This window comes from Azospirillum largimobile (genome assembly GCF_977007025.2).
Genome location: NZ_CDRMUA020000003.1, coordinates 174,520 through 188,346, shown reverse-complemented (window position 1 = coordinate 188,346; position 13,827 = coordinate 174,520). Strand labels below are relative to the sequence as shown.

Below are 13,827 nucleotides of genomic sequence, written 5' to 3'. Positions count from 1 at the left end.
GTTTCACCCGTGTCCGAAATAGGCGGCCTGTACGGCGGGATCGGCGCGCACCACGGCGGGCGGGCCCTCGGCGATCTTCCGGCCCTGGGCCATCACGACGACATGGTCCGACAGGCTCATCACCAGGCCGATGTCATGCTCGATCAGCAGCACGGTCAGGTCGCCGGCCAGCGAGCGGATCAGGGCGCCGGTGTCGGCCGTGTCGCCGTGGCTCATGCCCTGGGTCGGCTCGTCCAGAAGCAGCACCCGCGGTTCGGCGGCCAATGCCACCGCGATCTCCAGCCGCCGCTGCTCGCCGTGGGAGAGATTGCCGGCAAGCTCCCCCGCCTTCGCCGACAGGCCGAACCGCTCCAGCAGCGCCTCCGCCTTGGCCAGCGCCCGGCGGCTGTGGCCGACCGGACGCAACGCGTGCCAGGGCCGTTCCAGCACCTGTGCGGCGATCCGCAGGTTTTCCAGGACCGGCAGCTCAAAGAACAGGTTGGTGATCTGGAAGGACCGCGCCAACCCGGCGGCGAGCAGCCGGTCGGGCGAGCGCCCGGTGACGTCGGCGCCGTCCAGCGTCACCCGGCCGCCAGTGGGGCGGATGGCTCCGCTGATCAGGTTGAACAGCGTGCTCTTGCCCGCCCCGTTGGGGCCGATGACCGAGGTGATCCGTCCGGCGGTGGCCTCGAAGCCGACGCCCGCCACCGCCTGGAGCCCGCCGAAATTCACCGACAGGTCTCGCACGCCCAGCGCACAGGCTCCGCCCGCACCGGTCGCCGCGGTCTTGAGGGAGGATGCCGTCATGGCGTCGACCTCCCCCGCCCGTTGCGGCGGTTGAGGCGAGCCAGCAGTGCACCGACCAGCCCCTTGCGCAGGAAGATGACGGACAGCATGAAGATGACCCCCACGACGATCAGGTGATGCTCGGTCCAGGAACCGACGACGGAGCGCAGGGCGGTCAGCAGCAGGCTGCCCACCACCGGCCCGACCAGCGTGCCGACGCCGCCGACGATGACGGTGATGACGGCGTTGCCGGAGGTCTCGAAGAACATCAGTTCCGGCGAGACGAAGCCGCGCAGCATCGGGTAGAGCGCCCCCGCCAGCGCCGCGACGCAGGCAGCCAGCACATAGACCGCCAGCTTGTAGCGCCATGCGTTGAATCCCAGGAACGGCACGCGCCTCTCATTGGCACGAATGGCGGCCAGGGTCCGGCCGAAGGGCGCATCCATCAGATAGGCCAGCCCGGAATAGGCGGCCACGGTCAGGGCCAGCACCAGCAGGAAGAAGGACAACGGGTCGGCGGTGTCGAGACTGAACGGTCCGAAGCCGACCTGGATCTGCGGGATGCCGATCAGCCCGTCCGATGCGCCCAGCGCGCGGGTGTTGTAGACGGTCTTGGCCGCGACCTGGGCCAGCCCGAAGGTGATGAGGGCGAAATAGACCCCCTTCACCCGGTTGGCGATGACGCCGCCGATCAGGCCCGCCAGGACGCCCGACAGCAGGGCCGCTCCCATCGCCAGCCAGAAGCTGGGAGCGACGTCGCGCAGGACGAGCGCCGAGACATAGGCTCCCAGCCCGAAATACAGCGCCTGCCCCAGCGACAGCAGGCCGGTGTAGCCGAGCAGCAGGTCGACGCTCATCGCCAGCCCGGCGAAGATCAGCGCCTCGGTCGCCAGACGCAGGTAGAAGCCGTTGCCGGTCGCCCAGGCGACGGCGGCGAAGCCCAGCGCCGCCGCCAGGAAGGCGAGCGCCAGCCAATGGACGGGGGCCAGACGGGAAACCGGCCCGGCGCGGCCGGGGTCGGACAGGGTGCGCAACGTGGTGGCGTCAGGCATGTCCCAGCCTCCCGAACAGGCCCTGCGGCCGGACCATCAGCACCAGCACCATGATCCCGAACACCAGCGGGTCCGACCAGACCGGCGAGATGTAGAGGCTGGACAGCGCCTGCACCTGGGTCAGCAACAGGCCGGCGATCACCGCCCCCTGGATCGACCCCATGCCGCCGACGATCACCACGGTGAAGGCCATCAGGATGAAGTCGCGCCCCATGGTCGGGAACACCGAGTAGATCGGCGCCAGCAGCACGCCGGACAGGGCGGCCAGCGCCACGCCGAAGGCGAAGGTGCCGGCATAGACCCGGCGCACCGGCACGCCCAGGGACGAGGCCATGTCCTTGTCGAAGGCGGCCGCCCGCACCATGGCGCCCAGCCCGGTGCGGAAGACCACCAGCCAGACCGCGGCGATCAGCGCGAGGCCGAAGCCGATCAGGAACAGCCGGTAGTTCGGCAGGAACATGCCGAGGATCTCGGTGCCGCCCTCGATCGGGTTGTCGGGCCGCAGGGTGTTGGGGCCATAGACCAGCTTCAGCACATCCTCCAGGATCATCCCCAGCCCGAAGGTCAGCAGCAGGGTCAGGATGTGGCGGTCGCGGCTGTGGAAGACCCGCTCGATCAGCCAGCGCTCGGCCAGCCAGCCGATGGGGAGCATCAGCAGCGGCACCAGCACCAGCAGCGCCCAGAACCCGACCCCCAGCCCGGCCAGGGTCAGCGCCAGGAAGGCGCCCATGGCGTAAAACTCGCCATGGGCCATGTTGATGACGTCCAGCAGCCCGAAGATGATGGTCAGGCCCAGCGCCATCAGGACGACGGCAACGCCGAGCGACAGACCGTTCAGCGCCTGCGGCGCCAGGACGAATTGCAGATAGTCGATGAGTTCGGCCATGGCCGTCGGCTCCCTGGAAACGGTTCCTCAGAAGCGGGTGCACTGGTCCGGCCCGATGGCCGCGTCGCCCGGAACGGTGCCGACCACATCGAAGCGGTTGCTGCCGCCGTCCGCCGCGATGCGCACGGCATACATGTCCTGGACCGCCTGATGGTCGCCCGCCCGCATGGTCTTGGCGCCCTGCGGCGTGCTCCAGCTCAGCCCCTCCATCGCCTTGCGCAGCGCGTCGGTGTCGGTGCCGCCGGCCTTCTCCACCGCGGCCTTGAAAAAGCCGATCAGGCCGTAGCTGTCAGCACCGTAAAGGTCGGGGGCGGTGTCGTAGGCCTTGCGGAAGGCGGCGACGAAAGCCTTGTTCTCGGGCGTCGCCAGTTCCGCCGAATAGCCGACGCCGGTGACGAAGCCTTCGGCCGCCTTGCCGATGGCGCCGATGTTCTGGGCGGTCACGGTGCCCGACGCGCCGACGATGGTCAGGTTGCGCAGCAGCCCGTATTCGCTCATCTGCGTCAGCAGGCGCACGGTGTCGTTGCCGGCGGTTGAGGTGTAGAGCACGCTGGGCCGCGCGGCGCGGAGCTGGCCGAAATACTGCGAATAATCTTTGCTGCCGAGCGGCGCGAATACTTCGCCGGTCGATTGTGCGCCGGTCTTCTCCGCCGCCGCCTTGAATGCCGCGACGGTGGACCGCCCCATCTCGTAGTCGGGGCCGAGATAATAGACCTTGGCCTTCGGCTTGTCCTTGGCCAGCCATTCCGCCAGCGCCGCCGACTGCTGCCCCGCCCGCGCGTTCACCCGAAAGACGTTGGGCGAGCATTTGTCGGTGGTGATGGCGTCGGAGAAGGAGACGGTGGTGGCGATCAGCCTGCCGTTGCGCTCCGCCAACTGCCCGACCGCCAGGGTGGAGCCGGAATTGACCGTGCCGGTCAGGAAATCGACCTTGTTGACCTGGAACAGCTTCTCCGCCTTCTGGGTTGCAACGGCGGGGTTGGCCTCCTCGTCCTCGAACAACAGCTCGACCTGACGGCCGAGGATGCCGCCGGCGGCGTTGACCTCCTTCGTCGCCAACTCCAGGCCCCAGCGGACCTGCTGTCCGATCGGCGCGTAGGTGCCAGACAGCGGGGTCACCACCCCGATGCGGATCGGATCGGCGGCCTGCGCCGCCCCCGGGGTCGCAAGTGAGGCCGCCAACAGGGCCAGCAGCGGCGGCAGGGCATGGACTGACCTTGGAAGAGCGTTCTTGGACATGGATGGTCTCCCTCACTGGCGCGATGCCGCGCCCTGTTGTCGGAAATGCGGCGCCCGCTCGTTCGGTGGCGGGCGCTCATGCCGGTGCCGTGACCGGCGTGGCGGGGATCAGATCCCCTTGAAGACGGGCTTGCGCTTCTCGTGGAAGGAGGCGACACCCTCCTTGAAATCCTCCGAACCGCGCAGGCGGCCGTAGGCCTGCCCCTCGATCTCGATGGCGCCGTTGACCGAGACGTTGTTGCCGCTGTTCAGCACGCCTTTGATGGTGCGCTGAGCCAGCGGCGAGAAGCCGCGCAGTTCGTCCACCAGGGCGGCGACCGTCGCTTCCAGTTCGGCGTCGGCGACGCAGTCGGTGACGAAGCCCCAGTCGGCGGCCTGCCGGCCGGAGATGCGCCTGGCCCGCATCACCATGTCCTTGGTCCGGCAGATGCCGATCATGTGCAGCAGGCGGGCCGAACCGCCGGAACCGGGGATCATGCCGATGCGCATCTCCGGCAGGGCGAACTGCGCGGTCTCGGACGCAATGCGAAAATCGCAGGCCAGCGACAGCTCGAAACCAACACCGAAGCAATAGCCGCGAACCTGGGCGATCACCGGCTTGCGGCAGCGTTCCGGAGCGGCGATGTTGACGGCCAGTTCGGACACATGTTCCGCCGGCATTTCCATGAAGCCGGCGATGTTGCCGCCGGACGAGAAATTCTCGCCCTCGGCGCGCAGGACGATCACCCGCACCCTGTGATCGCGGTCGAGCGCCGCGAACACGGCGGCGAACTGGTCGCGCTGGAGCATGCTGACGATGTTGAAGGGCGGGCGGTGCAGCACGATGTCGGCGCGCTCCTTCGCCTCGTCGATCTCCACGCGGAAACCGTCGAGGTTGGCGAGCAGGCTGTCGGTGCTGACGAAACGGTAGGGGGTCACGGTCGGAAACTCCATGGCTGAAGGCTTTGTTCGGTGGGGCTCAGTTCGGGCGCGAATTCGCCGGCCTGGAGCTTGCGGCGCAGGATCTTGCCGACCGGCGATTTCGGGATTTCGTCGAGGAAGACGTACTCGCGCGGGCGCTTGAAGTTGGCGAGACCGGATCTGCGGCAATGGTCGTCGAGATCCCGCGCCTCGACGCCACGGGCGCGCTTGACGAAGGCGACGACCCGCTGGCCCCAGCGCTCGTCGGGCAGGCCGGCGACCGCGACCTCCAGCACGCCGTCATGCAGCGACAGGACGCTTTCGATCTCGACCGGCGAGACGTTCTCGCCGCCGGTGATGATCATGTCGTCGACCCGGCCGGTGACGAACAGGTCGCCATCGCCATCGAGAAAGCCGATGTCTCCGGTGAAGTACCAGCCGGCATGCAGCGCCTTGGCGTCGGCGTCCGGCCGCTTCCAGTAGCCTTCGAAGGCTTCGTCGCCGGACAGATCGGCGACGATCTGCCCCTCCTCCCCGGCAGCGGTCCGCTCGTCGGGATCGAAGCTGCCGAGGCGGACGATGCGGATGCGCTGGTTCAGCGCCGCCTTGCCGGCCGAACCCGGCTTGGCCGGCGCGTTCTGGTCGATGGTGAAGGTGTAGATCTCGGACGAGCCGTAGTGGTTGACGAACAGCTCGGGCCGGAAGGCGGCGTCGAGCCGCTTCAGCAGGCCGTCGGTCATCGACGCCCCGGCGAAGCCCAGCTTGCGCACCGAAGACACGTCGGTTTGCGCGAAATTCGGGTCGGCCAGCAGGTCGTGGTACAGCGTCGGCACCAGATAGAGGCAGGTCAGGCGTTCCGCCGCGATCAATTCCAGCGCGCGGGCCGTATCGAACCGCGGCAGGCAGACGAAGCAGCCGTCGATCAGCGCCATCGCCAGCAGGGAGCGCACCCCCATCGTGTGGTAGAGCGGCATCACCCCCAGCGTGCGCTCGCCCCGGCGGTAGCAGTTCTGCGCGACATGGGCGACGGCGGAGGCCCGCTCCGTCCGGTGACGGCGCGGCACGCCCTTGGGCTTGCCGGTGGTGCCGGAGGTGTAGAGGAACAGCGAGACATCCTCGGCCGTGGCGCGGGGATGCGCCGAAGCCATTTCGCTTTCCAGCAGGTCGGCGAAGCGGTGGTCGGTTTGGACGCCGCCCCCATCTCCCGGATCGCCGACCGCCCAATCGCCAATCACAATGCGGGGCAAAGCCTGCACCGCGGCGGAGCCCCGGACGGCGTCGGCCGACACCTCCTGATAGAACAGGGCCCGCACCTCGGCATTGGGCAGGCAATAATCCAGTTCGTCGGCCTTCACCCGCCAGTTCAGCGGCACGACGGCGATGCCGGCCAGTTGGCAGGCCCAATGGAGGGTCGCCATTTCCCAGCTGTTCTGCAACGCGGTGGCGATGCGGTCGCCGGGATGCAGGCCGAACCGGTCGAAGGCGCCGACCAGCCGGCGGATGCGCTCCAGCCATTGCGCGTAGGTCAGCCGCAGGTCGCCGTCGACGATGGCGACCGCGTCGGGACTGCGCTCCGCGCTGGCCAGGATGCTGCGGCCGAGGTCAAACATCGGCGGCCTCCTTCATCGTCGTCCGGCCGGTGACGTCCATCACGGCGCGGACGATGCCGGCATAGCCGGTGCAGCGGCAAAGATGGCCGCTCAGCATGTCGCGTAGCTCCTCTTCGGTTGGCTTGGGGTTGCGGCCCAGGTAATCGGTCAGCGACATCAGGATGCCCGCCGTGCAGAAGCCGCATTGCAGGGAGTGATGGCGGCGGAATGCCTCCTGGAGCGCGGTCATGCGCCCCTGGTTGGCCTGCGCCAGCCCTTCGACGGTGTCGATGCGCCGGCCATCGGCCTGGACCGCCAGCGTCAGGCAGGCGCGGACCGCCACGCCGTCGATGCGGACGGTGCAGGCGCCGCAGACGCCATGCTCGCAGCCGACGCGGGTGCCGTGGGCGCCCAGTTCATGGCGCAGGAAATCGCTCAGCAGCAGGCGCGGGTGTGCGTGGCCGGTGCGCGGCGTGCCGTTCAGGACGACGGAGACGGCGTGGCGCGTCTCCGCCGACAGCGGCGATGTGGATTTCAGCGGCGGCATGACAGGGCTTCCTCAAGGACGGTGCGGCCGATCCGGCGGACGAGGTCGCGGCGGTAGCGCGCGGTGGCGTGCTGGTCGTCGTCACCGCCGAGATCCCAGGCGAAGGCGTTCAGCGCCTCGTCGAGATCCGGCGGCAGCCCGCCGGCAACCAGCGGCCAGGACCTTAGGACCGGCCGGTCGGCGACCCCGCCGACGGCTAGGCCGGCGCGCTCGCCATCGACCGTGGCGGCGCAGGCGGTGATGGCGAAATCGCCGTGCCGCATCGACAGTTCGCGGAAGGCATGGCCGCTGCCCGGCCGGGCGAGCGGGAAGCGGACGGATTCGACGATCTCGTCCGCCGCCTTCACCGTGGTCAGCGGTCCCAGGAAGAAGTCGGCGGCGGGCACGGTGCGGCGGCGGCGCAGGTTGCGCAGCACCACCTCGCCACCGGTGGCGACCAGACAGAGCGGCGTCTCGGCGCTGGGGTCGGCATGGGCGACGGAGCCGCAGAGCGTGCCGCGGTTGCGGGTCTGGAAATGGCCGACCCACGGCAGGGCGGCGGCCAGCAGCGGCACCTCCCGCGCCAGGGTCGGGCGGGCCAGCACCTCGGCCTGGGTGACGGCGGCGCCGACGGTCAGCCAGCCGTTCTCGGCGCGTAGCGTGCGCAGTTCCTCCAGCCGGCCGAGGTCGATCAGCAGGCGCGGCTGGACCAGCCGCATGTTCAGCATCGGCATCAGCGACTGGCCGCCGGCGATCACGCGGGCGTCCTCGCCCCCGGCCGCCAGCGCCGCCAGCGCGTCGGCGACGGTCGCCGGCCGCAGATAATCGAAGGACGCGGGTTTCATCGGGCGATCCCCAGAAGGCGCAGCAGACGCGCCAGAAGTGACGGCTGTTCGGCCGGAGCAGCGGAGCCGCCGGCCCGGGCGGCCAGCTTTTCGAAGAACTGGCCGATCAGCAGGCGGGACGCGCTATCGAGCATCCGGCCGCCGACCGCGGCAACCTTGCCGCCGACCGACGCGCCGTAGCGGTAGGTGACGCGCGTGCCGGTGGCCGTGCGTTCCAGCGTAACATGCCCGGTGCCGCTGCCCGATCCCAGTGCGCTGGTGCCGCTGCCGGTCAGGGTCAGCGCGTTGGGCGGGTCGAGATCGGACAAGGCGACCTGCGCGGTATAACGGCCGCGCACTGGTCCGATTCCGACCACCACCTCCGCCCGGTAGGCGTTGGGACCGACGAGGTCCAACGCCTCGCAGCCGGGCAGCAGCGCCGCCAACTCCTTGGGATCGAGCAGGATGGCCCAGACCTGTTCGGGCGTGGCCGGCACCTCGCGGCTGCCCTCCCCGGTCAGACCGCGCCCGCCCGGTGCGGCGGTCGGCGGCAGTGTCTCCCTGGCGCCACCGGCGGGTGCCGGTCGCGGCGGTTCCGGCGGATGGATCAGCGCAGCCAGCTTGGCCGGGGTGATCGGCAGGGACGGCACTTCGTCAACCGCTATGCCGGACACCGACAATCCGGACAGGGCGTCCGCCACCGCGTTGGCGAGGCAGACCGGGGTGCTCATGCAATTCCCCTCCCCCACCCCCTTGGCGCCGAGCGGCGTCACCGGCGACGGGCTTTCGCGGTGGAGGATGACGGGAACCGGCACCTCGCAGGCGGTCGGCACCAGATAGTCGGCGAAGGTGCCGGACAGGAACCGGCCATCGTCGCCATAGGCGTATTCCTCGTACAGCGCGGTGCCGACGGCATGGGCGAAGCCGCCCAGGATCTGCCCCTCGACCAGCAGCGGGTTCAGCAGCCGACCCGCGTCGTGCATGGTGACGTAGCGGTCGATCCGCAGCGCCCCCGTCGCCCGGTCGATCTCCACCCCGCAGAAATCGAAGATGAAGCCGTAGCAGGCGGAGCTGTTGATGTGGTCGGCATCGGTCGGCGCCTTCAGCGGCTCCGGCGTCCAGAAGGCGGTCTCGCGCAGCGCCGCCTCCTGCCCGTCCGGAAGCATGCCGGGCGACCAGTGGCCGGCGGCGGCGACGCGGGAGAACGACAAGCCGTTGTCCGGATTGGCGTCGGAGAAGACCTTGCCGCCGGCGAAGCGCACATCCTCCGCCCGGCAGTTGAGCTGCCCGGCGACCAGCACCGCCATGCGGCCGCGCAGCCGGGTCGCCGCCACCTGGGCCGCCCCCGCCACCGCCCCGGCGAAGCGGCTGGAATAATTGCCCGACGCGATCGACCAAGCGTCCTTGCCGGTGTCGAGGTCGGTGTTGACGCGGATGTCCTCGAACCGCAGGCCGAAGACGTCGGCCACCACCTGGGCCAGCACGGTGCGGTGCCCCTGCCCCTGGGGTGCGGAGGCCACCGTCACCGACACGCCGCCGGTGGGATCGACTGCGACGCTGGCGGTCGCCTGCGCTCCGTTCTTCGGCCCGGCCTTGCGCCGTTCCTCGGCGGTCAGGACGGTGGTGATGTAGCCCATGTTGGAGATCGACGGCTCCACAACCGCGGCGTAGCCGATGCCGTAGAGCCGCCCCTCCGCCCGCAGCGCGTCACGCCGCGCCTTCAGCGCGTCGAGCGCGCCGTCGCGCACCGCCTGCTCCAGCGTCGCGCGGTAGTCGCCGCTGTCGAGCGTCCCGCCCGACGCGGTGCGGTAGGGCATGGCGTCGGCCGCCACCAGATTGCGGCGGATGACGTCGAGCGGGTCCAGCCCCAGCTCCGCCGCCACGCGGCTCATCAGCCGCTCCAGCCCGTAATAGAGTTGTCCGCCACCAAAGCCGCGGTTGAGGCCGGTCGGCGTCTTGTTGGTGACGACGATGCGGTTGGTCACCGCCAGATCGGCAATGTCGTAGGCGCCGGTCAGGTTGCCGTGGTTGCGGTAGAGCGAGGCCGGTTCCGGCGCCCGCAGATAGGCGCCGCAATCTTCGGTCTGCTCCATCCGCAGCGCCAGCACCCGGCCGTCCGGCTCCACCGCCGCGTCGATGCGCATGCGGCGCGCGGTGGCGGAGGTGGCGGCCATCAGATGCTCCAGCCGGTCCTCCACCCATTTGACCGGCCGCCCGGCGACGCGGGCGCACAGCCCCATCAGCGCGACATAGGGGAAGACCGCCTGCTTGTTGCCGAAGCTGCCGCCGGAATGGGGCGGCGTCTTCAGCCGCAGCCGCGATCCCGGCACGTTCAGCGCACGGGCCATCACCGGATGGACGGCAAAGGGGCCGGAGAAGTTCGAAAGCACCTCATAGGAATCCTCGGCCGCGTCGTAGTCGGCCAGGACGACGAAGCACTCCATCGGGGTGCAGGAATTGCGGGGATACTCGACCTCGACCGACACAGTGCGGGCGGCGCGGGCGAAGGCGGCGTCAGGGTCGCCGTAGCGGAAGCTGCGGCTATTGATGAGGTTGGACCCCACCGCCGGGTGCAGCGGCTCCGATCCCTCCTCCAGCGCCTGGGTGATCGAGGTCACCGGCGGCAGCGGACGATAGCGAACTTCGATCCGGTCGAGCGCGTCTTCGGCCTGATAGCGGCTGTCGGCCAGCACCACCGCCACCGGTTCGCCGACATGGCGCACGCGGTCGATGGCGAGGCACCAATGCTCCATCGGCGCCCGGACGCCCACCAGGAAGGCGCTGGCATGGCGCTTGGCGTCGGCCCCGGTCACCACGGCGGCGACGCCGGGAACCGCCAGGGCGGCGGCTGTGTCGATGCCCAGCAGGTCCGCATGGGCATGGGGCGAGCGCAGGATCGCGGCGTGCAGGGTGCCGGGCTTCACCGGCAGATCGTCGGCATAGCGGGCGACGCCGGTCAGCAGCGCCGCATCCTCCACCCGCGGCATCGCGCGGCCGACGAACGGGGCCGCCGCCGACTGCGCCGGATCGCCTTCTAGTCCAATGGTCTGCGTGGCGGTCTGCGTGGCCGTCATCGTCATCCTCCCGTTACCGGGGGAGACTAGACCGTTCGCCAAGCAAAGCTTTTACCGTGGAGTGTCGCGATTTACCCTAGCGTCTCATTTTTGCGCGTCTCATCGTCAGGCATGCCCGGCCTCGGGCGGTCCCCCGCCCGGCCGGTCCACCAGATTGACGACGCGGCGGTATTCGGTGGGCGTCACGCCCTGGTGGTTGCGGAAGAAGCGGCTGAAATGGCTGGGCGCCGAGAAGCCTAGCCGCCCGGACACCTCGGTCGCGCTCTCCAGACCGGCGGCCATGGCGTCGATCGCCGCCTCCATCCGCAGCACGTTGAAATAGAGCGCCGGGGTGATCGCCATCGTCTGCTGGAACAGCCGGAACATGTGGGCGCGCGACAGGCCGGCGGCGGCGGCGACGCGGCCGGCGTCGAACTCCTCGCCCAAGCTCCCCCGCATGAAGCGGATGGCCTGACGGATGCGGAAGTCGCCGGCCGCCGGGGCGGCACAGCGCGCGCCGCCCAGCCTCCTCCATTCGGAAAAGCGGTCGATGATGGCTATCATCAGGTCGAACAGCGCCTCCTCCATCCGTTCGCCCGACGGGTCGTCATACAGCAGTTCCGCCGCCATGCGGTCGGCCAGCCGGCGGATGTGCGGCGTCAGCTCGCCGCAGGACTGCGCGAAGAAGCCGGGATTGCCGCTGGCGTTGAGTTCGCGCTGCATGGCGCCGAGCCAGCGCGGCTCGATGTACAGCGCCAGGATCACGGTGCGCGGGGCGCCCGGCTGATGGGCGTAGGAATGGGCCTCCCAGCTGTTGACCAGCACCGCGGTGTCGTCGCGAAGCGGGTAGAGCCGTTCCCCCACCGCGAAGCGCGTGTCCGCGCCGGAGGCCTTGATCAACACATGGCAATGGGGATGCGCGTGATGGATCAGCGCATTGTCCATGTCCAGCAGCGCGACGCGGCCGAAGCTTCCCTGATGGATGCGCATCGCTTTCGACATGGCCGCCCGTCCCTTTCCACACGCCCGCAGCCACCGGCTGCCGGGACGCTCTTTGATCATTTGTTTGACAAGCTAATCGTCAATGCCAGCCTTTACCAGAGCCATCGGACAGGAACGGTTGGACGCGCGGCGGGCGGCGGGCGGCGGCAGCATCAAATCATCAAGAGGGCGCCCCGCCGTATAAGGGACCTTCAACAAGCTACGGACACGCTTGCCGAACATCTCTAGGCACGGCGGGACACGCCAAAGTAGCCCACACCCTCCGGCTGCGCGATTAGGGATGACCCTGCGACAGGAGGTCCGGCAGAGTGAACCGGACGGGCGTCGTCGGGAAGCTGCGGACGGGGATCAGCAACCTGTTCTTTCCGGCAGCCCGGCAACGGGTGGAGCGGGCGCACAGGACTTCGCCGCCCCTTGTCCCGCACTGCCGCCGGCGGCCGGCGCGGTGCGGACGCCTATTCCGCTCAAGTCGTAGCCGGTCCAGGCAAGATGGCCCGGCGACATCAGCAGCGGCGCCCAGATCACGGCCGACAGGACATTGAAGGTCTGAAATTTCCGATGGGGCATCGCCATCATGCCGGCCGTCGTCGGCACCACCGCGCGCAACGGGCCGATGAAGCGCGCCAGGAACACGCTCTTGCTTCCATGACGCTGGAAGAAGGCTTCGCCACGGCGGCGCAGTTCGGGTTGCCTGCTCAACGGCCATATTCTGAACATGCGCTCGCCATAGCGGCGGCCCAGCCAGTAGGAGGTCGCGTCCCCCAGGATGGCGCCGCCCGCGATCGCCAGATAGACCGACCAGAAATCGAGAACGCCCGCCCCCACGAGGGCGCCGGCCGCGGTCAGCATGACGACGCCGGGAATGAGAAGCCCGACGAGTGTCAGCCCTTCCGCAAACGCCATCAGAAAGATGATGGCTTCCGCCCAGTCCGCGTGCGTTTCGATGAAGGCGGCAACAGCGGCCCCCTGGGCTGCAAAATCCGGCAGTCCCGTCAGCAAGGCGTTTGCGCCCGCGTCGTCTCGATCCTCGCAGGACGCTGGCTGACGACAAGCCGTCGATGCAGGTCGGTCATGAAAAGCGCCACGTCCTTTCCAAGTCCTTTTTCCAAGTCGGTGAAGCTGCCGAAGTTCCAAAACGCGATCATGCCCGGTTTATCGCATGCGGGGCAATCGAAGCAAGCGGCGGCCGCGCATCGGCACGGCCGCCACCCACACCGGTCAGGCCGCCTTGAAGGCGCGCTGATTGACCTCGCCCTCGGCAAGCTGGGTCAGCTTCTCGTCGGTCGCCTTCTCCTCGCTGAGCGTTTCATCGAGCAGCTTGGCGATGTCCGTCATTCCGCACGTCTCCGCCAAAGTCCTGAGGGAGCCGTAGCTGGCAATCTCGTAATGCTCGACCTTTTGGGCGGCCATGATCAGGGCGACATCGAGAACCTCCGGCGAAAGGCCCTGGTCCATGATCTCCTCGGCTTCCTCGATCAGACCCTGGGTCGCTTCGCAGGTGTTGCCCGCCGGATCGGCCTGGAGGATCTGGAAGATCCGCTCCAGCCGCTTGACCTGCCCATCGGTCTCCTGGAGATGGGTCTGGAACGCCTGCTTCAACTGAGGAGACGAGGCCGCTTCCGCCATTGCGGGCAGCGCCTCGAGGATCTGGGTCTCGGAACTGTATGCGTCCTGAAGCTCCTCGATGAGGAGATCCTTCAATGCTTCCTTGGACATGCTGGTGCTCCTGACTGCTGATTCCGGTGAGTGCGGTTGGCAAGGGCGCCATAGCCTCAACAGGGGTGCGGCACATTCAATGCGGCCCCCCCTCGAATTGGCTGTCGGCAGGGCTAGGTTGCGGCACGCCCGCTCGCCCCACCGCCCTCAATCCGGCGGGTCCAGCCGTCGTAACGCAGGGTCTCACCCGGCAGTTTTCCGCAATTTACCGCCAAGGCCGGCGGATTGCCGGATACCGCCCGTCGCTCAGCCGGTACAGGCTGATGGACGGACTG

The 13,827-nt window shown here is 69.0% G+C and carries 13 protein-coding genes; all 13 read right to left on the bottom strand.

From position 1 onward, the window contains the following. Nucleotides 1–3 precede the first annotated feature (3 nt). Nucleotides 4–786, bottom strand: coding sequence for an ABC transporter ATP-binding protein (locus ACWPKK_RS18520; RefSeq protein WP_452007063.1), 783 nt, complete (start codon nucleotides 784–786; stop codon nucleotides 4–6). Then, a complete protein-coding gene (locus ACWPKK_RS18515) occupies nucleotides 783–1,817 on the bottom strand; it encodes a branched-chain amino acid ABC transporter permease (RefSeq protein WP_452007061.1) in 1,035 nt (344 codons plus the stop codon). The genes ACWPKK_RS18520 and ACWPKK_RS18515 overlap by 4 nt, the downstream gene beginning before the upstream one ends. Then, nucleotides 1,810–2,703, bottom strand: a complete 894-nt coding sequence (locus tag ACWPKK_RS18510) for a branched-chain amino acid ABC transporter permease (protein WP_310116978.1) — start codon at nucleotides 2,701–2,703, stop codon at nucleotides 1,810–1,812. Before ACWPKK_RS18510 ends, ACWPKK_RS18515 begins: the two co-directional genes overlap by 8 nt. A 27-nt stretch (nucleotides 2,704–2,730) precedes the next feature. Next, a complete protein-coding gene (locus ACWPKK_RS18505) occupies nucleotides 2,731–3,942 on the bottom strand; it encodes an ABC transporter substrate-binding protein (protein WP_452007058.1) in 1,212 nt (403 codons plus the stop codon). 108 nt (nucleotides 3,943–4,050) lie between these two features. Then, nucleotides 4,051–4,875, bottom strand: coding sequence for an enoyl-CoA hydratase/isomerase family protein (locus tag ACWPKK_RS18500; protein ID WP_452007056.1), 825 nt, complete (start codon nucleotides 4,873–4,875; stop codon nucleotides 4,051–4,053). After that, complete coding sequence (locus ACWPKK_RS18495) at nucleotides 4,857–6,452, bottom strand: AMP-binding protein (protein WP_452007054.1); 1,596 nt, start codon at nucleotides 6,450–6,452, stop codon at nucleotides 4,857–4,859. Before ACWPKK_RS18495 ends, ACWPKK_RS18500 begins: the two co-directional genes overlap by 19 nt. Continuing rightward, the gene (locus tag ACWPKK_RS18490) at nucleotides 6,445–6,978 is read right to left on the bottom strand and encodes a (2Fe-2S)-binding protein (RefSeq protein WP_452007052.1); all 534 of its coding nucleotides are present in this window, start codon (nucleotides 6,976–6,978) and stop codon (nucleotides 6,445–6,447) included. Before ACWPKK_RS18490 ends, ACWPKK_RS18495 begins: the two co-directional genes overlap by 8 nt. Beyond that, on the bottom strand, nucleotides 6,966–7,802 hold the full coding sequence (locus ACWPKK_RS18485; protein WP_452007050.1) for an FAD binding domain-containing protein: 837 nt from the start codon (nucleotides 7,800–7,802) through the stop codon (nucleotides 6,966–6,968). Before ACWPKK_RS18485 ends, ACWPKK_RS18490 begins: the two co-directional genes overlap by 13 nt. Further along, the gene (locus ACWPKK_RS18480; RefSeq protein WP_452007048.1) at nucleotides 7,799–10,855 is read right to left on the bottom strand and encodes a xanthine dehydrogenase family protein molybdopterin-binding subunit; all 3,057 of its coding nucleotides are present in this window, start codon (nucleotides 10,853–10,855) and stop codon (nucleotides 7,799–7,801) included. The genes ACWPKK_RS18485 and ACWPKK_RS18480 overlap by 4 nt, the downstream gene beginning before the upstream one ends. Nucleotides 10,856–10,960: 105 nt before the next feature. Next, entirely contained in the window at nucleotides 10,961–11,836 is an 876-nt protein-coding gene (locus ACWPKK_RS18475; protein WP_452007046.1) for an AraC family transcriptional regulator, read from the bottom strand. 348 nt (nucleotides 11,837–12,184) lie between these two features. Continuing rightward, nucleotides 12,185–12,835 (bottom strand): DedA family protein, encoded by a 651-nt coding sequence (locus tag ACWPKK_RS18470; RefSeq protein ID WP_452007044.1) that lies wholly within the window; start codon nucleotides 12,833–12,835, stop codon nucleotides 12,185–12,187. Beyond that, nucleotides 12,829–12,981: a hypothetical protein gene (locus ACWPKK_RS18465; protein WP_452007042.1), complete on the bottom strand. Its 153-nt coding sequence runs from the start codon at nucleotides 12,979–12,981 to the stop codon at nucleotides 12,829–12,831. The genes ACWPKK_RS18470 and ACWPKK_RS18465 overlap by 7 nt, the downstream gene beginning before the upstream one ends. Before the next feature lie 73 nt (nucleotides 12,982–13,054). Then, a complete protein-coding gene (locus ACWPKK_RS18460) occupies nucleotides 13,055–13,552 on the bottom strand; it encodes a YciE/YciF ferroxidase family protein (RefSeq protein WP_149226886.1) in 498 nt (165 codons plus the stop codon). Between the last annotated feature and the right edge of the window lie 275 nt (nucleotides 13,553–13,827).